This is a genomic window from Ochrobactrum sp. PL_is501 (genome assembly GCF_055816895.1).
In genome coordinates this window covers 77140-97962 of the sequence record NZ_JBVPGR010000030.1, presented here as the reverse complement: position 1 = coordinate 97962, position 20823 = coordinate 77140, and the positions used below count along the sequence as shown (strand labels likewise).

Here is a 20823-nt window from a genome sequence, read left to right as displayed (position 1 = left end):
GCGCCCTCTTAATACTCGGCCTGCTGGCTGCGGGGTTCGCGCCAGTTTTGCGTCTGGGCAGGCGACATTTTCACATAGCCTTGATTGCCGTTGAGTCGTGCCGTCGCGCGATCCGAATCGATAGGCGACATGGTGCGCGGCCCCAGAAGATCGGCCGGATTGGCGACCTGCGCGGCCAGATTGTTCTGCGAGGCGCAGCCAAAATTCGCGTAATGGCGGTTTTCGGGCGTGCTGGCGAGGTCGTCCGGCCAGCGTCCGCACGGCGTGGTGCCTGCCGTTATCGCATAGTAGCTGATGCGGATTGGCGCTGCCGCATCGGGGCTTTCGACCGGATAGTTTTCGATGGCGATATTGTTCGCCTTGATGCCGCTGCGACGCAATGTTGCCGACACTTCGGTGCTGAGCCGATAGGCTGCGGCCTGATTGGACGCGCCTGAAGGCACCAGAACATAAAGCATGCCGGAGCCGTTGCGTCGATAATTGGCGATGGCGCCCTGAACGATGCCGCGCTGCATCGGGCTCAGTTTCCGGTCGGCCTGCGCGACCGGAATATCGGTAACCTGCTCCCGCTCGGCAATCGTGATCGGGTGATTGGTGCGGTAATCGTCCGGCAGGGCACCCACGGTAACATGCTGGCGGTTCGCGCAGCCTGCGAGAAGGGCAAGCGACAGGGCGACGAGCGCTGGCCGGGCCGAAATCCTGAAAAAGCCTTTGGCTGAATAGGTCATGATCTGTCCCCGCTCACTTGTAGATATAACCGACGACGCCGTTGTAGCGACCCGGCGGCAATTTGGTTTCCATCGTGCCGTAAACGCGATTGACCTTGCCGAGTATGTATCCCGCGCCATCGCTGGCCGGGTTGAGGTTGTCGTCAGGCCGCGCAAGCTGCTGGCGGGCGACAGGTCGCGCCAGGTAGGGCGTTACGATCACCACCAGTTCGGATTCGTTGCGGATGAAATCCTTGCTGCGGAACAGCGCGCCCAGGACCGGAATCTTGGTAAGGCCCGGAAAGCCTGAAACCGACTGGCGCACTTCATCGCGGATCAGGCCGCCGATCATCATGGAGCCGCCGGACGGCAGCTCGACCGTCGTGTCGGCGACGCGTTTGCGCAGCGACAGGACGCTCGCGCCAACGCCTTCCATCTTGTTGGTCGTGCCCGCACCTTCCGTTGTCGGCTCCGACACGGAGGTTCTGATTTTCAGGCTGATGCGTCCCGGCCCTAGCACGATCGGCATGAATTCCAGACCGATGCCGTAATTGATCTTGGCCAGCTGATTGGTGCGTTTTCCGTCGTCATCATAGGTCACGCTGTTGATGACATTATATTCGCCGCCGACGTTGAAAGCTGCCTTTTCGCCGGAGATCGCGGTCAGCGTCGGCTCGGCCAGCGTCTTCATCACGCCAGCCGATTCCATTGCCCGCAGATAGGCGGAAAAGTTGCTCGTCGCGAGGCCGAAACCGGTATCGGACAGGTTGTTGCCAATGGCGCCTGCAATGCTCTCGGAAATCCCGCCATAGGAAATGCCGTTCGAAACGCCGCTGCCGCTCATATTGACGCCAAGCTGTTTCATGACCGAGCGGCTGACCTCGGCAACGGTGACTTTCAATGTCACCTGATCTTCGCCTACGATGGTGAGCATATTGACGATGGCGCTTTGACGGCGCCCCCAGTCGGGATTGTTGATGGCGACGCCGCCGCCATCCGTTGGCGCGGATGCGGTCGTGGTGAACTGGCCTGTTGTAGCCTCGCCGCCAGAAACGAAAAGACCGGCGAGCTTGGCCGCCTGCGCCGAATCCTGCGGGGTCTGAACGGTTCCGGTCAGCACCACATTGTCGTTGATCAATTCGACGCGAATGTCGGAACCGGGAATGAGACGCTTCAGCTGGGACGAGAGCCCGCTCACGTCCCGCTCGATCTCGACATCGATGGATGCAACCTGTTCGCCGTTCGGACCGAAGACGAAGATATTGGTCTGGCCGACCTGCTTGCCGAAAAGATAGATGCGCCGCGAGGTCCGCGTCACCGCATCGGCGATTGAAGGATTGGAGACGAGAACGTCATAGGCGTCCTGCGGAAGATCGAGAACGACCGACTTGTTGAGACCAAGCTTGATCGTCTGCGAACGCTGCTGGCCGCCTACCTTGACGATGCCGGCCGCGGCCATTGCGGTCATGTCGGCAAGCGGCATGGAAACGGCTGCAAGCGCGCCGGCTAACAGCGCGATCTTTGCGGAATACGGGCGCACGCGGTTTGTTTTTCTCATGAGCGCGGTCCTATTTCTGTAACGCTGCCGGATTTGATGACCTTGATCGTCCCGCTGCGAGTGGGCGAAGACACCAGATAATCGGCCTGCTTGATATCCTTGTCCTCAACATCCTGCGTCGAGCGAAGCGCCAGGGTCAGGCGGTCGGCCATCTGCTGGGCGACGGTGATGATTTCGGCCTGTTCCGGCGTGACTTCCAGCGTCGCGGTCTGGCCAACCATGACCTTGCGGCCCTGCTCGTCTTCCTGAATGGCCTGATCGATGGCCAGAACCCGCACATTCTGCAGCACGGTTTCCGTGGTGAAGGGCGCCAGTGATTTATCGCCGCTGTCCGGCTTGCGGCGGGTCATGATGACATCGACAAAATCATTGGGGAGGATGAAGCCGCCAGCCGAGCTTTCGGCGTTGATCTGCGTCGCGACGGCGCGCATGCCGGGCGGCAGGATCGACGACATGAAGCTCTGGCCGGGGCCGATAAGCTTGGCCTTGCGGATCGGTTCGCCTGTGAAGAACTGGAGCCGCACCGTGGCGCCGCTCAATTGGTTGATGGCGTCGGGTTCGCTCGCGCGGGTGATGTAGCCTTCGCTGATGGCCTCCGCTGGCCAGGGCTGCCAGCGCATCTGCGACGTAAGTTCTGCCCCGACACCAAGATTTTCGGTGGCGACGAGCACGTCCTCCAGTTTGATCTGCGGAGCTTCAGGCGCGGCGACGACAGGCGCAGGCGGCGGCGTGGCGAGGTTCATGGCAATATAGCCCGCTCCACCAGCCGCAAGAACGGCTACTCCTAAAATGAGCAGTCGAGCTGATTTCATGATGTGCCCCGCGCAAATCCCCACGCCTCGATGACGTGTTCCAAAATTGCACTGGCAATCGTGTAATTATGGTTAATATAATCTTATTCGCATAAAGAAAGATTGAAATTACACGTGGGCGTTGCGCATCGATGCGCTCAAAATATCCTCGCCATGGAGGCTCTCATCGTTTCTCCGACCGGCGATAGCGGGAATGTCCACAGACCGGCAGCGCCGAGCGCAATGCCATAGGGAATGCCTACGTCCTTGCGGGCCAGCGTTCCCATGAAGGCAAAGCGGTCAGCCAGAAGCGGACGCGGAGCCATCCGGTAGACAATGATCGTGAGCGTGAGCACGCCGCCGAGGATCGAAACCATCACGATATAGTCCATGAGGCCGGGATTGGGGCCGTACCACAAAACTGTCGCCGCGATGAGCTTGGCGTCTCCGCCACCCATGGCGCGAAGGCAGAAGAGCGAAAAGGTGATGATGAGCGCAATGCCGCCCACCGCCAGATGCCAGCCAAAATCGGAAAGCGAAATGCCGCAAAGTGGCGCGAGCAATAGAAAACCGAGTGTCAGTCCGATGGAAACACGGTTGCGGATCGTCATCGACGTCAGGTCTGTGATCATGGCGGTCACCATGGCCAGAGCGAAGATTGCCGTCATGGCTGTTGCTGTCATTGCCGCCCCCGCGTCGCCTGTGACCGCACCGTTTGCTCGGAATTGCTCGCTTATGCTTAGCGGTTTGTCGCTTGCTCGAACTGTTTTGCCGTGTCGTTGAATTTTTCGCCGACACTGCCGGCCATGAGCGCGACACCGCTGATGATCGCGATGGAAACGAGCGTGCCGATCAGCGCATATTCGATCGCTGTCGAACCGGCCCTGTTCTTCATGAAACGCGTCATCAATGTCGGCATCGCATGCTCCTCGCTGTTCCGATTGCGCTGGTTTTTGGAAGTGCGCTTTAATTTCGGATGTGCTGAAGCATAGGAGAGAGGAATTGTGGCCTTCTTAACGGGTATGGTTAACGAAATGCTGCAGCGCTTGTGAGGCGACGGCAATCGCGCGATTGGTTAATCTTTGGCAAATTGCGCGTGCGTCCTGCACGGACGGGCGATGGCTTAATTCTTCCTTCACCAATCCCGTTCATTCTTTGCTCATTATATTGATGGGGCTTCATGAGCTTGGCCCATTATATCAGCGGGGGGAATGTCGCGTGACGCGTCGTTTGTTTTCTTTGGGTGGCTTGGGCATGCTGTCGGCCATGGGCGCTGCATTCATGGCCGTCTCTGCTGGCGCACCGGCATCTGCGGAAGACTATATTGCCCTTGAAACCAGCCAGGCGCGCATATTGCGGCTGGCCCGTCCCGCCGACAGCGTCGTGATCGGCAATCCGTCGATTGCCGATGCGGTCGTTCAGGACGCGCAGACCATCGTCCTGACCGGCAGGGATTTCGGCGTCACCAATATTGTTGTGATGGACAAGCAGGGCGAACCGATCCTTGACCGCGAACTGGTGGTTTCCCGCAATACACGCGGGACCACGCGAATTTACCGTCAGGCCGAAGTGCAAACGCTTTCCTGCACGCCCTATTGCGAAAAAGCCTCCACGAAAAACGGTTTTGATGACAAATAGCCGTCTTCCGGTGTGAGGTCTCGTTTCCGTTAATACTCTTTCAGGTTGTCCTGTTGTAACGATACGCCCAATCGAATTCAGGCGGAGTTGGGTGGGGTTATGACTAAGGGGATTGTGGCACGCCATCTCACGCGGGCGAGTGAGGGCGTGCGCCGGTTCGCGCGCGCGCAAGACGGCGTGACTGTGGTGGAGTTCTCGCTGCTCATCGTTCCATTCCTGCTCATCGTTTTTGCGACGATCGAAGTCGGCGTGAGTTTTGCGGCACGTCAGGTCATATCCAATGCGACGGAGAGCGTGGCGCGCAAGTTGCAGACGGCGGGAAAGATCGGCGAGATCCAGATCAAGGACGCCCCGATCAGCGAGGAAGCCCTGCGAACCGAACTCTGCCAGCAAATGCAGTTCATGGTCGCTGCGGGCTGTCCCAATCTTTCGTTCAATCTGGGAACCTATGACGGGTTCGACAAGGTTCCGACGGACGATATTCTCGATGGGGAGGGCCGGCTCACACGGACAGGCATTTCCGGTACAAGCGGAACCTCGACGATCAACCAGCTCAACGTGGTTTACGCCTGGCCTTTGCTGACGAACATCCTTTATCTGGTCAAAAGTCCTCATGCGGCTGGCGGCACCATGCCGCTCTTTGCAACCGTCACCTGGCAGAACGAACCCTTTCCGAACTGAAACAACAGCGATCACCAGAGCGGCCAATTGTCATGCGTAATTATATTCGGAAATTTCTGAGTGACCGGCGCGGCTTGGGAGCGGTTGAGTTCGCGCTCATCGCGCCCCTTCTGCTTCTGATTTATCTGGGCTCCGTCGACCTTGCCGACGGGGTGGATACCAACAAGAAGGTGTCGCGCTCGGCGAGCGTCCTTGCCGATCTGGTTGCGCGCCAATTGTCGGTCACGACAAAAGATCTGAACAATATGTTCAATATCGGTCGCGCCTCGCTTCTGCCCTATGGCCGGAGCAGCCCGAAGATAAGGATCACCGCGATCAGGATCGACGGCACGTCAACTGCCAAGAACCTTACGCCGAAGGTCGACTGGTCCTATGCCAATGTCGCGGATTTTGCGGCAAAAAAGGGTGCCGTCGGCGATCTTCCGTCAAACCTCTTGAGTGAGGGATCGTATTTCATCAAGGTCGATGTCGAGCTCGACTACAAGCCGCTCAATGCATGGATTTCCACGAGCATTCCGATGCGCGAAACCTATTACCTGGCGCCACGCTACACGAACACGATCCCCTGCACCAATTGCTGAGCCCTTGGCATTGCGAATAAAACTGAACATATAAAGGCAAAGCCGATGCATGGCTCTTGTTCAGGATCAGTTTTCAATGCCCGAATTACCAGAGGTCGAGACGGTTCGCCGTGGCCTGCAGCCCGTCATGGAGGGCGCGACCGTCGCTAAGGTCGAACAGCGCCGACCGGACCTGCGTTTTCCCTTTCCCGATCGCTTTGTCGAACGTCTTTCCGGGCGGCGTGTCACAGCGCTCGGCCGCCGTGCGAAATATCTGACCATCCATCTTGATGACGGCCTTTCGGTCATCAGCCATCTGGGCATGTCGGGGTCGTTTCGCATCGAGACCGATGATGGCAGCGGCACGCCCGGCGAATTCCATCATGAGCGTTCCAAGCTGAGTGCGCATGATCATGTGGTGTTTCACCTCCAACGCGCCGATGGCGCTTCTGCCCGCATCGTCTACAACGATCCGCGCCGGTTCGGCTTCATGCTCTTTGCCGAAGAAGGCACGCTCGACAGTCATCCGCTGCTCGCAGGCCTTGGCATAGAGCCGACAGGCAATCTGCTTTCCGGCGCTGTCTTGGCGGAACTCTTTGCGGGCCGCAAGGCACCTCTCAAGGCCACGCTGCTCGATCAGCGCCTCATTGCCGGTCTCGGTAATATCTATGTCTGCGAGGCGCTCTGGCGCAGCCACCTGTCGCCGATGCGCGCCGCCGGGTCCGTGGCGCAGGACCCCGAAACCATGGACCGGCTTGCTTCCGACATCCGCACGGTGATTGCGGAAGCCATTGCCGCAGGCGGCTCCACGCTCAAGGATTACATTCAGGCGGATGGCGCGCTCGGCTATTTCCAGCACGCCTTCTCCGTCTATGGGCGCGAGGGTGAGCCGTGCCGAAATCCCGCCTGCAACGGCTTTGTGGAACGGGCGGTTCAATCTGGGCGTTCGACTTTTTTCTGTGCCTCCTGCCAGCAATGAATGCTTGAAAAAGTGGTTCTGCCGGTCCACCTTGCCCGCCAACGAGGGCGGTTCCTATTTTAACGGAATCGCCAAACCGCTCTAACTATTTGTCTTGTCGCATTTTCCAACGCAAAACCGTTTCACACTTTTGCTGGAAATGCTCTAGCTAGCCGTTGATGGAGGAGTTCAAACCCATGGCCTATGAGACGATCATCGTTGAGACGCGCGGCGGCGTTGGCCTTATCCGCCTCAATCGCCCGCAGGCGCTCAATGCGCTGAACCGCAAGGTGCTCGACGAACTGACGGAGGCGCTCGGTGCTTTCGATGCGGACGGCAAGATCGGCGCAATCGTGCTGACCGGCTCCGAAAAGGCCTTTGCGGCGGGTGCCGACATCAAGGAAATGCAGCCGATCGATTTCGTGGATGCCTATCTTCAGGACATGTTCGCCGACTGGCAGAAGGTGGACCGCGTCCGCAAGCCGATCATCGCGGCGGTTTCGGGCTATGCGCTCGGTGGCGGCTGCGAGCTGGCCATGATGTGCGATTTCATCATCGCGGGCAGCAATGCGAAATTCGGACAGCCGGAAATCACGCTCGGCGTCATGCCCGGCATGGGTGGCTCGCAGCGTCTCACGCGCTATGTCGGCAAGTCCAAGGCCATGGATATGTGCCTGACCGGGCGCATGATGGACGCGGCCGAAGCTGAACGCAGCGGCCTCGTTTCCCGGGTCGTCGCACCGGAAGAACTACTGGAAGAGGCGCTGAAGGCAGCCGAACGCATCGCCTCCTTCTCGCGTCCGTCGGTGCTGATGACCAAGGAAGCGGTCAACCGCACCTATGAAATGACATTGAGCGAGGGGCTTCGCTTCGAACGGCGCCAGTTCCATTCGCTGTTCGCGACCGAAGACCAGAAGGAAGGCATGGCGGCCTTCATCGACAAGCGGACGCCGTCGTTCAAGAATCGCTGATTGACCGGCTGGCGGTTCAATGGCCGCCCTGACAGGACTTTCCGGAAGCCTTCCAGCCGCGCTGGAGGGACTTCCGGGCCGGGTTTGCGGCTTTTTGATCGCGCTTCGGGGCAGAATCCACGTTGACGCCGCGCCAAAGCTGATCTATAAGCCCGCCCACGGATCGGCGGCCCAAAGGATTTTTCTCGGCTGCCCTAGAGGTTTTGTGCCCGGCGGTTTTTGCCCCTGGCTAGCTGACAGAAAAAAGAGAGGCATTTATGGCCAATACTCCTTCGGCCAAGAAGGCAGTGCGCAAGATCGCTGCCCGCACCGAAATCAACAAGTCCCGCCGTTCGCGCGTTCGCACTTTCGTGCGCAAGCTGGAAGACGCTCTGCTGAGCGGCGACAAGCAGGCTGCTGAAGTCGCATTCAAGGCTGCTGAGCCTGAACTGATGCGCGCTGCTACCAAGGGCGTGATGCACAAGAACACCGCTTCGCGCAAGGTTTCCCGCCTTGCTCAGCGCGTTAAGGCTCTGAGCGCCTAAGTACGCCTAAATATTCATCCATTCTAATGGATTGGTTTCGAAACCCGGCTCATTGTTAGCCGGGTTTTCTTTTTTGAGCATTTTTCGGGCAAACGGCATTCTTTCTCTCCACCTGGAATTGAAGAGCTATTTCAATGGCTAGCTGGATTTTTTTTAAAGGATGTCAATCGCCTGCGGCGAGATTTAATTAGTATTTTCAAATAGTTGCAGATTCTTATCCACTGTTATCCACAGGCTGGTTTAGGGACTCGGAAGGGTGTTTGAGTCAAGGAATATTTTTAAATTTATTTTTCGGACGGAACATATCAGGATCACCTAAAAATTGTCCTATGAAAACGCATTGAATCCAAAGGTGTTATTTCGCTGGCGTCCGATTCCCCCCTGTTATGGGGAGGGCCTGCAAGAGCTTTTGGCAAAAAAATGTGGTTTTCTGAGGCTTGCCCTTTGCAGTCGGGCTTCGCTAAAGTCAGGGCATAAGAGGGGTGGGCCATCGGCCCGGAGTTAGCATCAAATAACGAGTTTGTCGGCGTGGGCGTCACAGCCCGCGGGTGTTATATTCTGGTCTCAAGGTCCCGATCCTCATGGTTGATTGCTTACCATTCATTAACCGGAATGCCGTTTTAGGCATGTCCCCGACAATTGAATGGTTGTGGCGGATTTCTTTCCGGGCAATCAGCCTCCGGTAAAAGTGTTGTGAGTCGTAAAAAGGTCGCCGGGAAGGAGTATCCGGGTGTTGGTCCTGATGGGACCGTTTGAGTTTGTGTTGGGCCCAGAGCTTCAGAGCCGGGCTTGGTGAGTGAGTACCTGCTGGCCAGACGGATGATAAATCTGCGGTTCGGACAGGAAAAAATGACAAGCGTCAGAAAACGGCGCGTACGGATGTGAAGGCAGGCGAGACGATGGCAATGATGACCGGCAAATCGACGGCAACGATGGGTGATGATGCACATGCGAACCGTATCCACGGATCTTCTGCTAGCGGAAATGACAAGAGCCTGGTCGAGTTGAGCGGCAATGCAGGTGACGAGGTTTTCGAGCGCCTTTCGGCAAAGCTGAAAGCCCGCGTCGGTACCGAGATTTATTCCAGCTGGTTCGGTCGTCTGAAGCTTGATGACATTTCCAAGAGCATTGTCCGCCTGTCAGTTCCGACGGCATTTCTGCGCTCCTGGATCAACAATCATTATTCCGAACTGCTGACCGAGCTGTGGCAGGAAGAAAACCCGCAGATTCTGAAAGTCGAAGTGGTGGTTCGCGGCGTCAGCCGCGTGGTACGCAGCGCCGCTCCCGTGGAAGCCTCTGACGCAGCGGACGCCAAGCCTGTCGTCGCTCCGCGCGAAAAGGTGGTCTTCCCGATCGGCCAGTCTTTTGGCGGCCAAACGGCTGGTGAAAAACGAGGCTCCGCGGTGGTCGCGGAATCAGCAACGGCCTCCGGCGCTGTTCTGGGTTCGCCGCTCGACCCGCGCTATACGTTCGACAGCTTTGTCGATGGCGCATCGAATCGCGTGGCGCTCGCTGCAGCCCGTACCATTGCCGAAGCCGGTTCCAGCGCGGTGCGCTTCAATCCGCTCTTCATCCATGCTTCTGTCGGCCTCGGCAAGACTCACCTTCTGCAGGCCATCGCCGCTGCCGCGCTCCAGCGCCAGGAAAAGGCCCGGGTTGTCTATCTGACGGCTGAATATTTCATGTGGCGCTTTGCAACCGCCATTCGCGACAACAACGCGCTTTCCTTCAAGGAGCAGCTTCGCGATATCGATCTTCTCGTGATCGACGACATGCAGTTCCTGCAGGGCAAGTCGATCCAGCACGAATTCTGCCATCTCCTGAACACGCTGCTCGACAGCGCCAAGCAGGTCGTGGTCGCTGCCGACCGCGCGCCGTCCGAACTGGAATCGCTTGACGTGCGCGTCCGTTCGCGCCTTCAGGGTGGCGTTGCGCTCGAAGTGGCGGCGCCCGACTATGAAATGCGGGTCGAAATGCTGCGCCGCCGTCTGGCCGCTGCACAGGCGGAAGATCCGAGCCTCACCATCGGCGAAGAGATTCTCTCGCACGTTGCCCGCACCGTCACCGGATCGGGCCGCGAACTGGAAGGCGCTTTCAACCAGCTCTTGTTCCGCCAGTCTTTCGAGCCGAATATTTCCATCGACCGCGTCGATGAGTTGCTCGGCCATCTGACCCGCGTTGGCGAGCCGAAGCGCATCCGCATCGAGGAAATCCAGCGCATCGTGGCGCGTCATTACAATGTCTCGAAGCAGGACCTGCTGTCGAACCGCCGCACGCGCACCATCGTCAAGCCGCGTCAGGTGGCGATGTATCTCGCCAAGATGATGACGCCCCGCTCGCTGCCGGAAATCGGTCGCCGCTTCGGCGGTCGCGATCACACCACGGTTCTTCATGCTGTGCGCAAGATCGAGGATCTGGTCGGTGCCGATACCAAGCTGGCGCAGGAACTCGAACTTCTGAAGCGTCTTATCAACGATCAGGCAGCCTGATCGGCAACCTTCCCCGCTATCAACGGCGGTTATCAACAAAAAGCCCGGGCCCTGTCGCTTTCCGACACGGCGCGGGCTTGCTTTTCTCCTTAAAAATCTGCCACTTTAACGGACCTTCTGGCGCCCCGGGCGCCTTATCGACAGGGGCCGCCTGCCTGCCCGTCAGATGCAGTTGGCCTGTCCCAGCGAGCGAGTGCGTTTGAACATGCGTGTTACCCTAGAGCGATCGAACCTTCTCAAATCTCTCAACCACGTCCACCGCGTCGTGGAACGCCGCAACACGATACCGATTCTGTCGAACGTGCTTTTGCAGGCCGAGGGCGCAAGCCTCGCGCTGAAAGCCACCGATCTTGATCTTGAGGTCAATGAAGCGACTGCCGCCATGGTGGAGCAGGCTGGTGCCACCACGGTTCCGGCGCATCTCCTCTATGACATCGTCCGCAAGCTGCCGGACGGTGCCGAAGTCATGCTCTCGACCAACCCGGATGGCGGTTCCATGTCGGTCATCTCCGGCAAATCGTCCTTCCGCCTGCAGTGCCTGCCGCAGTCTGACTTCCCGGAACTGACCGCAGGCGCGTTCACTCACTCGTTCCGCATCGAGGCACAGGCGCTGAAGCGTCTTATCGACCGCACGCAGTTCGCGATCTCGACTGAAGAAACCCGCTATTATCTGAACGGTATTTTCTTCCACGCCATCGAAAGCGATGGGGCGCTGAAGCTGCGCGCTGTCGCGACCGACGGTCACCGTCTGGCGCGCGCCGAATTGGAAGCGCCGTCCGGCACGGAAGGCATGCCGGGCATCATCATCCCGCGCAAGACGGTCGCCGAACTGCAGAAGCTGGTCGATGTGCCGGATGTGGTTGTGACGGTCGAGCTGTCGGATGCCAAGATTCGCTTCACGGTTGGATCGGTGGTCCTCACATCGAAGCTGATCGACGGCACTTTCCCGGATTACCAGCGTGTGATTCCGTCCGGCAACGACAAGAAGCTCACCATCGGACGCCAGGAATTTGCGGCCTCCGTGGATCGCGTCTCGACCATTTCGAGCGAACGTGGCCGCGCGGTCAAGCTTTCGATTGCCGATGGCCAGCTGACGCTCACCGTCAACAACCCGGATTCGGGCAGCGCAACCGACGAGTTGGCTGCGGACTACGATGCCGATCCGCTCGATATCGGGTTCAACTCGAAATACCTGCTCGACATTACCAGCCAGCTTTCGGGTTCGGATGCGGTCTTCATGCTGGCCGATGCCGGTTCGCCGACACTGGTGCGCGATACGGGTGATGACGATGTGCTGTATGTTCTCATGCCTATGCGTGTTTAAAGACCAGAAAAGTGAATAGGCCCGAGCCTGATCAAAGCCGCCCGGATCGCGTTTCGATCCGGCGGCTTAAACTTTCCAATTTTCGCAATTATGCGGAATTGTCGTTGCCGCTTGGCCCCGGTCACGTGGTGCTGACCGGCGAAAACGGTTCCGGCAAGACCAATCTGATCGAAGCGGTTTCCTTTCTGTCGCCGGGGCGCGGTCTGCGGCGCGCCGCTTATGACGATGTGGCGCGCACCAATTCGCTGGACGGTTTTGCAATCCACGCCGCGCTCGACTGCAAGATCTATGGCGAGGCGGAAATCGGGACCGGAACCGCAGGCGGCGGCGAGGGTGGCCGCAGGGTCCGTATCAATGGTATTGCCGCTTCCGGTGACGATCTGCTTGATTACGCGCGCATTCTCTGGGTGGTGCCGTCCATGGACGGGCTTTTCACCGGCGGCGCTTCTGATCGGCGGCGTTTTCTCGACCGCATGGTGCTCGCCATCGATACAGCCCATGGCAAGCGTGTGCTTGATTATGAGAAGGCGATGCGCAGCCGCAATCGTCTGCTGAGCGACGGCAACAATGACGACCAATGGCTGGATGCGATTGAAAGCCAGATGGCGGAGCTTGGCATAGCCATCGCAGCCGCCCGCGCCGAGGCCATGCGTCTGATCGCGGCGATGATCGAACGACTTCCCGTTGAAGGACCGTTTCCGAAGGCCGATTGCTTTCTGGAAGGCGCGCTGGAGCAGAGAATCAATGTCGAGGCGGCGCTTGACCTCGAAGAAGATTTCCGCCGCATTCTGCATGATGGCCGCGCGCGCGACCGGGCGGCGGGCCGCACGCTGGAAGGTCCGCATCGCACCGACCTGATCGTCCAGCACAGGCCTAAATCCATGCCCGCCGCGCTCTGTTCCACCGGCGAGCAAAAGGCATTGCTGATCGGTCTGGTGCTTGCCCATGCGCGGCTGACGGCAGAACTTTCCGGCATGGCGCCGATCCTCCTGCTTGATGAAATCGCCGCGCATCTCGATACGGGACGCCGTGCTGCCCTGTTCGGCATTCTCGATGAACTGGGCGGGCAGGCTTTCATGACCGGCACTGATCGCGCGCTTTTTGAAGCGCTTGAAGGCGAGGCGCAGTTTTTCAATGTCGCGGCTGGTCAACTGACACGGATCTGAGGCAAAATACCCGCTGACAGAGCGTCGGTAGAGGCATATGTTCGGCCATCATGAACGCACCATCGAAGCCCTTTTCATCCGAAGAACTTGAACGCTATGCGCGCCATATCGTGCTGCCGGAAATCGGCGGTCCGGGCCAGCAGAAGCTGAAGGCCGCCGGCGTGCTGATTGTTGGTGCTGGCGGGCTTGGCGCGCCGGTGCTGCAATATCTGGCGGCCGCCGGTGTCGGCACGCTCGGCATCATCGATGACGACACGGTGTCGCTGTCGAACCTGCAACGTCAGGTCATTCACGATACGCAAAGCATTGGCGAGCCGAAAGTGGCAAGCGCGCTTGCCACCATTGCCCGCATCAACCCGCATGTGAAGGTCGAGGGGCACCAGCTTCGCCTCGATGCTGAAAATGTTGAAGCGCTGATCGCCAATTATGACGTGCTGGTGGACGGTTCCGACAATTTTGCCACGCGCTATGTTCTGGCCGATGCCGCCGCGAAAGTCGGGCGTCCGCTGGTCACTGGCGCGATGGGGCGTTTCGATGGCACGGTGACTGTCCTGATGCCCTATGCGACGGGGCCGGATGGCGCACGGAACCCGTCCTATCGCGATCTTTTCCCGGAAGCGCCGCCGCCGGGAACGGTGCCAACCTGTGCGGAAGCGGGCGTCCTCGGTGTGCTGCCCGGTGTCATAGGCAGTCTGCAGGCGATGGAGGTGATCAAGCTCATTACCGGCATCGGCGAGCCGCTGGTGGGTCGGCTACTGCTCTATAATGCGCTCAATGTCCGTTTCGAAACCATCCGTTACAAGGCGCGCAAGAAGGGCTGAGCATGGCGCTGACATTAACCGATGAAGAGCGTTCCATCGCTGCCGGGGAACAGGGCGAAGGCGCTGCGATCGCCATGCGCATCGTGGCCGACACGGCACGATTGATGGGCGCTCCGCATCTCATTCCAGTCGCATCCGCCCATATCGATGGCGCGCTTTATCATGGCGACAGCGGAACGCTTTTTGCAGAGAAGCTGGTAGAGGGCGGCGCGAAGGTGAAGGTGCGCTCCACGCTCAATGTCGGTTCCATCGATTTGACCGGCTGTTCGCGAAATAATTTGCCGGCTCACGAGGCGGATATGGCCAGGCGCATGATGCGCGCCTATATCAAGCTCGGCTGCGAACCGACATGGACCTGCGCCCCCTATCAGGCGGGACATCGCCCGGAGAAGGGCACGGATGTGGCTTGGGGCGAATCCAATGCAGTCGTCTTCTGCAATTCGGTTCTGGGCGCGCGCACCAATCGCTATGGCGATTTTCTCGATATCGCCTGCGCCATTGCAGGCCGCGCGCCGGATTATGGCCTGCACCGCCCGGAAAACCGCCGCGCTACGGTGGTGCTCGATATTTCCGCCATTGACCCCGCCTTCCTACGCTCCGAAGTGGCCTGGCCCATTCTCGGCAATCTGTTCGGGCGCAGCGTGGGCACGAATATCGGTGTCGTCGCTGGCAGTCCTGTCCATCCCGATGAGGACGATCTCAAGGCTTTCGGTGCGGCGTCGGCGTCGGTTGGTGCCGTCGGCCTGTTCCATATCGCGGGCGTGACGCCGGAAGCGCCCGATCTTGAAACGGCCTTGCAGCATCAGGAGCCGGAAGGTGTCATTCGGGTCACGCGAGACATGATCGAGATGACGCGCAAGCGGCTTTCGACGGTCGAACGGGTGGATCATATCGATGCGGTCGCCATCGGCAGCCCGCATCTTTCGATAGCGGAATTTGACCGCCTGGAGCGCGCCATCGCGGAACGCAAGCTTGCCGTGCCGCTTTATGCCTGCACCGGGCGCCATGCGCTGGCTGAACTGGAAAAGGGCGGGCGCAGGCAGGCGCTGGAGAAAGCGGGCGTCGTCATCGTCGCCGATACATGCGTGGTGGTAACGCCTATTTTGCCAGCTAAGAATGATGCCGTCCTGATGACCAATTCCGGCAAGTTCGCCCATTATGCACCCGGCAACACCGGCTATGGGGTGCTTTATGGCTCGCTGGAGGAATGCGTGGAAAGTGCGGTCACAGGGCGTCCCATTTTTGAAGGGCAAGCGGCATGAGCAGGCTCGAAACCACGATCCTTGTTGTCGGAAAAGGCGCGGAGGCGGAGGCGCTGGTCTTGTCCGCACCGATCAGTTTCTGGGGCGGCGTCGATCCCAAGAGCGGTCGCATTGCCGATGTGCGCCATCCCGAGCATGGACAGAGCATCGCCGGGCGCGTGCTGTGCCTGCCGGGAACCATCGGGTCGTCATCGGCGGCGGCGGTGCTTCTGGAGCTTGTCCATAGCGGCCATGCGCCTGCGGCCATTGTCCTGCATGAGCCGGATGCGATCCTGCTGCTCGGCCTGATCGTTGCCCGTGAAATGGGGCATTGTGTGCCGATTGCCATTGAGCTTGATCGTGAGGCGCAAAAGCAACTCGCCGGCCATCGGGTGACGGTCGGCGAGGATGGGATTATCCGGATCGCTGCTTAAACTAGTGTATTGTCGCTGTCGCCACGCTTCCCCTCGCCCTTCGAGACGCCTCCTTTCGACAAACTCAGGAGGCTCCTCAGGGCGAGGGAAAAGAGACCGCATAGGCGGCTCTAATATTGCGTGTTGCGATCCACGACGTGTTCCAGCGTCCCGTCGCGCTCAAAAGCTTCGATCTGGCGGATGATCTGCGGCACAAGAGCGGTCGCCGATGAGCTTGCCGCCGCATGCGGCGTGATCGTCACGCGCGGATGGTCCCAAAGCGGGCTGCCGGTTGGCAGCGGTTCCTGCGTGAACACATCGAGCGACGCTGCCGACAGAAGACCGCGATCGAGCGCGGCCAGTATATCCGCCTCATTCTGCAATCCGCCGCGCCCGGCATTGATCAGCACCGGCGCGCCGAGCGGCCCGTCACTCTTCAATTGCGCGAACATCGACATGGAGAGGATACCCTTCGTGTCCGGCGTCAGCGGCAGCAGGCAGACGAAGATATCCGGCGTCTTGAGGAATTTCCCAAAGCCGTCCTTGCCGTGATAGGTCTGTACGCCATCGATCTCCTGCGGACGACGGCTCCAGCCGGTCACGTTGAAGCCAAGCGTTTTCAGCTTTTCCGCCGCATCGCGACCCAATACGCCGAGGCCCATGATGCCGACTGTCACTTCATGCGCGGCGGGCTGGCGGCGATCTTCGTGCCAGACATGATTCTGCTGCTGCTTGCGATAGCGCTGTCCGAGACGGTGGTGGTCCAGCACCTGCCAGACGACATATTCCGTCATGCGCATGGTGAGATCGTCAGAGATGATGCGCACCAATGGCACATCGGGAATCCGGTCATCGCGGAAGACGTGATCGACGCCCGCACCCAGCGAAAAGATGACTTTCAGATTAGGCAGCTTCTCAAGTGAGCCCGGCTTCTGCTTCCACACCAACGCATATTTGATGGAGGGGTCGTTTTCCGCACGATCCGTCACTACCGGACGGTCTGGCGCGTGATCCCGAAACGTCTTCAGCCAGATTTCCGGGTCCCAGTCGGTGATCGCGAGAAGAATATTGCCCTTGGTTTCGCTCATTGTTTTACCCCTCCCTGTGTTGCTTCCATGTGGAAAGCGGCAGCCATCAACGCCTTGGTATAATCGGTCTGCGGATTGGCAAAAACATCCTTTGCCGCGCCATATTCGACTGCCTTGCCGTTGCGCATCACCAGCACATCATTGGCCAGTGCCCGCACCACTTTCAGATCGTGGCTGATGAAAAGATAGGCAAGATCGTGCTTCTTCTGCAATGCGCGCAACAGATCGACAACCTGCGCCTGCACGCTCATGTCCAGCGCCGAGGTCGGCTCGTCCAGCATGACGAATTTCGGGTTCAGCGCAAGAGCGCGTGCAATGGCGATGCGCTGGCGCTGGCCGCCGGAAAACTCATGCGGATAGCGGAAGCGGGTTTCAGGATCGAGGTTCACTTCCTTCAAAGCCGCAACGACACGCGCATCGCGGTCGTCTCCGGAAAGTTTCGGCTCGTGCACCAGAAGCCCTTCGGCGATGATGTCGGCGATGGTCATGCGCGGCGACAGCGAGCCGAACGGGTCCTGAAACACGATCTGCATTTCCCGGCGCAGCGGGCGCATGTCCTTGAAGCTGAATTTGGCGATGTCGCGACCGTCGAAATTGATCTCGCCCTTGGATGAGATCATGCGCGAAAGCGCCAGACCAAGCGTCGTCTTGCCGGAACCCGATTCGCCGACCACGCCGAGCGTCTGTCCGGCGCGCAAGGTCACGTCGATGCCGTCTACCGCCTTCACATGGTCGACGGTCTTGCGCAGGAAACCTTTCTTGATCGGGAACCAGACGCGGATGTCCTTGCCTTCCATCACCGTTTTCGCGGCGGGATCGGCAGCAGGCGGTTCGCCTTTCGGTTCGGCGGCAAGCAGGTGCTTGGTGTAGGCGTGCTGCGGGTTCTCAAAAATGTCCTGCGTCGAACCGGCCTCGACGATCTTGCCCTTGCTCATCACGCAGACCTTGTCGGCGATCTTGCGCACGATGCCGAGATCGTGGGTGATGAACAGCATCGACATGCCTTGCGCAGCTTTCAGTTCGGCAAGCAGCTTCAATATCTGCGCCTGCACGGTAACGTCGAGCGCGGTGGTCGGCTCGTCGGCAATCAGCAGTTTCGGCTTGTTGGCCAAGGCCATCGCGATCATGACGCGCTGGCGCTGTCCGCCGGAAAGCTGGTGCGGGAAAGCCGAAAGGCGCTTTTCCGGTTCGCGAATGCCGACTTCGTGCAGAAGTTCAAGTGTGCGTGCCCGTGCCTGGGCGTCGCCCATGCCTTGGTGCATTTTCAGGATTTCGCCAATCTGCCGCTCCACGCTGTGCAGGGGATTGAGCGAGGTCATCGGCTCCTGAAAGATCATCGTGATGTCGTTGCCGCGCACGCGGCGCAGTTCCGGTTCCGAAGCCTTCATCAGATCCTTGCCGTTGAAAAGAATTTCCCCGGAAGGATGGCTGGCGGAAGGGTAGGGCAGCAGTTTCAGGATCGACAGGGCTGAGACGGATTTGCCCGAACCCGATTCGCCGACGAGAGCTACCGTTTCGCCTTCGGCGATATCGAAGGATATGCGGTCTACGGAAATGCGTTCCTCGCCATTCTGGCGGAAGGCAACCGACAGATCGCGGACGGACAGGAGAGGATTGTTCATTGATCCGCCACTCATTGGCCCACTCATTGAAATGCCTTTCGCGGATCGAAGGCGTCGCGTGTTGCCTCCCCGATGAAGATCAGAAGCGACAGCATCAGCGAGATGACGACGAAGCCGGTAATGCCGAGCCACGGCGCCTGAAGGTTGTTCTTGCCCTGGGCAAGAAGTTCGCCCAGCGAAGCCGAACCGGGCGGCAGGCCGAAGCCGAGGAAGTCGAGCGAGGTGAGCGTGGTGATCGAGCCGTTGAGGATGAAAGGCAGGAAGGTCAGTGTCGCAACCATGGCGTTGGGCAACAGATGCCGCCACATGATGGTGCCGTTCTTCACGCCGAGCGCGCGCGCCGCATTCACATATTCAAAATTTCGCGCCCGCAAAAACTCAGCGCGCACGACGCCGACGAAGGCCACCCATGAGAACAGAAGCATGATGCCGAGCAGCACCCAGAAGCCGGGCGGCAATATCGCCGCGATAATCAGCAACAGGTAGAGAACCGGGATCGAGGACCAGATTTCGATGAAACGCTGGAACAGAAGATCAACCCAGCCGCCGAAATAGCCCTGCACTGCGCCCGCCGTCACGCCGATTATTGCCGAGAAGAAGGTGAGGATCAGGCCGAACAGCACCGAAATGCGGAAACCGTAGAGCGCGCGCGCAAAGACGTCGCGCGCCTGATCGTCGGTGCCGAGCAGGTTGAAATTGCCGAAGCGGCAGTTGGGATCACTCACGCCTTGGCTGTAGCGCTGACAGCGCTCTTCCGGCGAGTAAAGCCAGAATGGCTTCGACGGGGCCGCTTCTGGTATCTCGCTGTTCACGGTGTTGTAGGAATAGCGGATCGGCGGCCAGATGGCCCAGCCATTATTGTTGATCTCGTCCTGTATCACCGGATCGCGATAGTCGGTGACGGCATAAAAGCCGCCGAATTTTTCTTCCGGGTAATCGACAAAGACTGGGGCCAGCAACTCCCCCTTGTAGGAAACGAGGATAGGCCGGTCATTGGCGATGAATTCGGAACAAAGGGCTGCGACTAGCAGGAACAGGAAAATCCACAGCGACCAGTAACCGCGCTTGTTTGCCTTGAAATTCTGCCAGCGGCGCTTGTTGAGCGGCGACAGAAACGGACGTTTTACCGGCTTTGCGGTGGCGAGGGTGGTGTCGGTCATCACACGTCCCTCCGGTCAAAATCGATGCGCGGATCGATCCATGTATAGGTGAGGTCGGACAGGAGGCCGACCAGCAGGCCGATCAGCGAGAAGATGAAGAGATTGGCGAAGACCACCGGATAATCGCGGTTGATGACCGACTGGTAGCCAAGGAGGCCAAGCCCGTCGAGCGAGAAGATGGTTTCGATCAGAAGCGAGCCGGTGAAGAAAGCCGAAATGAAGGCACCCGGAAAACCGGCGATCACGATCAGCATCGCGTTGCGGAAGACGTGACCATAGAGAACCTGATTCTCGGTCAGCCCCTTGGCGCGGGCGGTCGTCACATATTGCTTGCGGATTTCCTCCAGAAACGAATTCTTGGTCAGAAGCGTGGTCGTCGCGAAGGCGGACAGCACGAGTGCTGTCACCGGCAGAACCATGTGCCACAGATAGTCGCCGATCTTGCCCCAGAACGACATCTGCGCGAAATCGGGCGAAGTGAGGCCGCGCAGCGGGAACCAGTCGAAAAACGAGCCGCCCGCGAAAAGCACAATCAGCAGGATGGCGAACAGAAAGCTTGGGATAGCATAGCCGACGATGATGACGGCGCTGGTCCAGGTGTCGAAGCGCGAGCCGTCCTTGATCGCCTTGCGAATGCCGAGCGGTATGGAGATCATGTAGGACAGAAAGGTCAGCCACAGGCCGAGCGAGATCGAAACCGGCATTTTTTCCTTGATGAGATCGATCACGCTGATATCGCGGAAATAGCTGCGCCCGAAATCGAAACGCAGATAGTTCCACAGCATCTGGCCGAAACGTTCCAGCGGGGGCTTGTCGAAACCGAACTGTTTTTCCAGATCGGCGATGAATTGCGGGTCCAGCCCCTGTGCGCCGCGATATTTGGAATTGACCGAGCCGCTATCGACGGCACTTTGTCCAAAATCGCCGCCACCGCCGGACAGGCGGTCGAGAGCATCGCCGCCCTGACCGGACAACTGCGCGATTACCCGCTCGACCGGACCGCCGGGGGCGAACTGAACGACGGCGAAGGAAATGGCCATGATGCCGAAAATCGTCGGAATCATCAGAAGCAGACGGCGGAGAATATAAGCGCCCATCAGCCGGTTTTTCT

At 59.2% G+C, this 20823-nt stretch carries 21 protein-coding genes; 12 read left to right on the top strand and 9 right to left on the bottom strand.

Going from position 1 to position 20823, the window contains the following annotated elements; translation table 11 throughout:
• Positions 1–8 precede the first annotated feature (8 nt).
• The 5 genes from AC0TOF_RS05445 to AC0TOF_RS05425 form a co-directional block, all read right to left on the bottom strand.
• A complete protein-coding gene (locus AC0TOF_RS05445) occupies positions 9–728 on the bottom strand; it encodes a CpaD family pilus assembly protein (protein WP_473767469.1) in 720 nt (239 codons plus the stop codon).
• Between the two features lie 13 nt (positions 729–741).
• Entirely contained in the window at positions 742–2265 is a 1524-nt protein-coding gene (locus tag AC0TOF_RS05440) for a type II and III secretion system protein family protein (protein WP_473767468.1), read from the bottom strand.
• A complete protein-coding gene (gene cpaB, locus AC0TOF_RS05435) occupies positions 2262–3077 on the bottom strand; it encodes a Flp pilus assembly protein CpaB (protein WP_122002920.1) in 816 nt (271 codons plus the stop codon). The genes AC0TOF_RS05440 and cpaB overlap by 4 nt, the downstream gene beginning before the upstream one ends.
• A gap of 137 nt (positions 3078–3214) precedes the next feature.
• Entirely contained in the window at positions 3215–3739 is a 525-nt protein-coding gene (locus tag AC0TOF_RS05430; protein WP_473767467.1) for an A24 family peptidase, read from the bottom strand.
• A 56-nt stretch (positions 3740–3795) separates the two neighbouring features.
• Positions 3796–3975 carry a Flp family type IVb pilin gene (locus AC0TOF_RS05425; RefSeq protein WP_473767466.1) on the bottom strand — a complete coding sequence of 60 codons (180 nt, stop codon included), beginning with the start codon at positions 3973–3975 and terminating at the stop codon, positions 3796–3798.
• A 299-nt stretch (positions 3976–4274) separates the two neighbouring features.
• Between AC0TOF_RS05425 and AC0TOF_RS05420 the strand changes: the two genes are divergently transcribed.
• From AC0TOF_RS05420 to AC0TOF_RS05365, 12 genes are all read left to right on the top strand, one after another.
• Entirely contained in the window at positions 4275–4694 is a 420-nt protein-coding gene (locus AC0TOF_RS05420) for a pilus assembly protein N-terminal domain-containing protein (protein WP_473767465.1), read from the top strand.
• A gap of 99 nt (positions 4695–4793) precedes the next feature.
• A complete protein-coding gene (locus tag AC0TOF_RS05415) occupies positions 4794–5375 on the top strand; it encodes a TadE/TadG family type IV pilus assembly protein (RefSeq protein ID WP_473767464.1) in 582 nt (193 codons plus the stop codon).
• Positions 5376–5407: 32 nt separating this feature from the next.
• Complete coding sequence (locus tag AC0TOF_RS05410; protein ID WP_122002925.1) at positions 5408–5956, top strand: TadE/TadG family type IV pilus assembly protein; 549 nt, start codon at positions 5408–5410, stop codon at positions 5954–5956.
• Positions 5957–6032: 76 nt separating this feature from the next.
• Positions 6033–6914: a bifunctional DNA-formamidopyrimidine glycosylase/DNA-(apurinic or apyrimidinic site) lyase gene (gene mutM, locus AC0TOF_RS05405; protein WP_473767463.1), complete on the top strand. Its 882-nt coding sequence runs from the start codon at positions 6033–6035 to the stop codon at positions 6912–6914.
• 176 nt (positions 6915–7090) lie between these two features.
• Complete coding sequence (locus tag AC0TOF_RS05400; protein WP_473767462.1) at positions 7091–7864, top strand: enoyl-CoA hydratase; 774 nt, start codon at positions 7091–7093, stop codon at positions 7862–7864.
• 257 nt (positions 7865–8121) lie between these two features.
• On the top strand, positions 8122–8388 hold the full coding sequence (gene rpsT, locus AC0TOF_RS05395) for a 30S ribosomal protein S20 (protein WP_122002926.1): 267 nt from the start codon (positions 8122–8124) through the stop codon (positions 8386–8388).
• Between the two features lie 905 nt (positions 8389–9293).
• Entirely contained in the window at positions 9294–10877 is a 1584-nt protein-coding gene (dnaA, locus tag AC0TOF_RS05390; RefSeq protein ID WP_473767513.1) for a chromosomal replication initiator protein DnaA, read from the top strand.
• 205 nt (positions 10878–11082) lie between these two features.
• Positions 11083–12201, top strand: coding sequence for a DNA polymerase III subunit beta (gene dnaN / locus AC0TOF_RS05385; RefSeq protein WP_112588530.1), 1119 nt, complete (start codon positions 11083–11085; stop codon positions 12199–12201).
• An 11-nt stretch (positions 12202–12212) separates the two neighbouring features.
• Complete coding sequence (gene recF / locus AC0TOF_RS05380) at positions 12213–13367, top strand: DNA replication/repair protein RecF (RefSeq protein ID WP_473767461.1); 1155 nt, start codon at positions 12213–12215, stop codon at positions 13365–13367.
• A 50-nt stretch (positions 13368–13417) separates the two neighbouring features.
• The gene (locus tag AC0TOF_RS05375) at positions 13418–14188 is read left to right on the top strand and encodes a molybdopterin-synthase adenylyltransferase MoeB (protein ID WP_473767460.1); all 771 of its coding nucleotides are present in this window, start codon (positions 13418–13420) and stop codon (positions 14186–14188) included.
• A gap of 2 nt (positions 14189–14190) precedes the next feature.
• On the top strand, positions 14191–15450 hold the full coding sequence (locus tag AC0TOF_RS05370) for an aconitase X (protein ID WP_473767459.1): 1260 nt from the start codon (positions 14191–14193) through the stop codon (positions 15448–15450).
• Positions 15447–15863 carry an aconitase X swivel domain-containing protein gene (locus AC0TOF_RS05365; RefSeq protein ID WP_473767458.1) on the top strand — a complete coding sequence of 139 codons (417 nt, stop codon included), beginning with the start codon at positions 15447–15449 and terminating at the stop codon, positions 15861–15863. The genes AC0TOF_RS05370 and AC0TOF_RS05365 overlap by 4 nt, the downstream gene beginning before the upstream one ends.
• 110 nt (positions 15864–15973) lie before the next feature.
• Here the strand turns inward: AC0TOF_RS05365 and AC0TOF_RS05360 are convergent, their stop codons facing one another.
• From AC0TOF_RS05360 to AC0TOF_RS05345, 4 genes are read right to left on the bottom strand one after another with little or no spacing between them, the layout of a single operon-like run.
• A complete protein-coding gene (locus AC0TOF_RS05360) occupies positions 15974–16930 on the bottom strand; it encodes a 2-hydroxyacid dehydrogenase (RefSeq protein WP_473767457.1) in 957 nt (318 codons plus the stop codon).
• Positions 16927–18552, bottom strand: a complete 1626-nt coding sequence (locus AC0TOF_RS05355; protein WP_473767456.1) for an ABC transporter ATP-binding protein — start codon at positions 18550–18552, stop codon at positions 16927–16929. Before AC0TOF_RS05355 ends, AC0TOF_RS05360 begins: the two co-directional genes overlap by 4 nt.
• Positions 18553–18575: 23 nt before the next feature.
• Positions 18576–19712, bottom strand: a complete 1137-nt coding sequence (locus AC0TOF_RS05350) for an ABC transporter permease (RefSeq protein WP_122002933.1) — start codon at positions 19710–19712, stop codon at positions 18576–18578.
• Entirely contained in the window at positions 19712–20809 is a 1098-nt protein-coding gene (locus AC0TOF_RS05345; RefSeq protein WP_122002934.1) for a microcin C ABC transporter permease YejB, read from the bottom strand. The genes AC0TOF_RS05350 and AC0TOF_RS05345 overlap by 1 nt, the downstream gene beginning before the upstream one ends.
• Positions 20810–20823 lie beyond the last annotated feature (14 nt).

Bases quoted from the DNA above. Each gene is read 5' to 3' on its own strand.
- AC0TOF_RS05445 (WP_473767469.1), bottom strand. From the start codon at position 728: ATGACCTATTCAGCCAAAGGCTTTTTCAGGATTTCGGCCCGGCCAGCG.
- AC0TOF_RS05440 (WP_473767468.1), bottom strand. From the start codon at position 2,265: ATGAGAAAAACAAACCGCGTGCGCCCGTATTCCGCAAAGATCGCGCTG.
- cpaB (WP_122002920.1), bottom strand. From the start codon at position 3,077: ATGAAATCAGCTCGACTGCTCATTTTAGGAGTAGCCGTTCTTGCGGCT.
- AC0TOF_RS05430 (WP_473767467.1), bottom strand. From the start codon at position 3,739: ATGACAGCAACAGCCATGACGGCAATCTTCGCTCTGGCCATGGTGACC.
- AC0TOF_RS05425 (WP_473767466.1), bottom strand. From the start codon at position 3,975: ATGCCGACATTGATGACGCGTTTCATGAAGAACAGGGCCGGTTCGACA.
- AC0TOF_RS05415 (WP_473767464.1), top strand. From the start codon at position 4,794: ATGACTAAGGGGATTGTGGCACGCCATCTCACGCGGGCGAGTGAGGGC.
- AC0TOF_RS05410 (WP_122002925.1), top strand. From the start codon at position 5,408: ATGCGTAATTATATTCGGAAATTTCTGAGTGACCGGCGCGGCTTGGGA.
- mutM (WP_473767463.1), top strand. From the start codon at position 6,033: ATGCCCGAATTACCAGAGGTCGAGACGGTTCGCCGTGGCCTGCAGCCC.
- AC0TOF_RS05400 (WP_473767462.1), top strand. From the start codon at position 7,091: ATGGCCTATGAGACGATCATCGTTGAGACGCGCGGCGGCGTTGGCCTT.
- rpsT (WP_122002926.1), top strand. From the start codon at position 8,122: ATGGCCAATACTCCTTCGGCCAAGAAGGCAGTGCGCAAGATCGCTGCC.
- dnaA (WP_473767513.1), top strand. From the start codon at position 9,294: ATGATGACCGGCAAATCGACGGCAACGATGGGTGATGATGCACATGCG.
- dnaN (WP_112588530.1), top strand. From the start codon at position 11,083: ATGCGTGTTACCCTAGAGCGATCGAACCTTCTCAAATCTCTCAACCAC.
- AC0TOF_RS05375 (WP_473767460.1), top strand. From the start codon at position 13,418: ATGAACGCACCATCGAAGCCCTTTTCATCCGAAGAACTTGAACGCTAT.
- AC0TOF_RS05370 (WP_473767459.1), top strand. From the start codon at position 14,191: ATGGCGCTGACATTAACCGATGAAGAGCGTTCCATCGCTGCCGGGGAA.
- AC0TOF_RS05365 (WP_473767458.1), top strand. From the start codon at position 15,447: ATGAGCAGGCTCGAAACCACGATCCTTGTTGTCGGAAAAGGCGCGGAG.
- AC0TOF_RS05360 (WP_473767457.1), bottom strand. From the start codon at position 16,930: ATGAGCGAAACCAAGGGCAATATTCTTCTCGCGATCACCGACTGGGAC.
- AC0TOF_RS05355 (WP_473767456.1), bottom strand. From the start codon at position 18,552: ATGAACAATCCTCTCCTGTCCGTCCGCGATCTGTCGGTTGCCTTCCGC.
- AC0TOF_RS05350 (WP_122002933.1), bottom strand. From the start codon at position 19,712: ATGACCGACACCACCCTCGCCACCGCAAAGCCGGTAAAACGTCCGTTT.
- AC0TOF_RS05345 (WP_122002934.1), bottom strand. From the start codon at position 20,809: ATGGGCGCTTATATTCTCCGCCGTCTGCTTCTGATGATTCCGACGATT.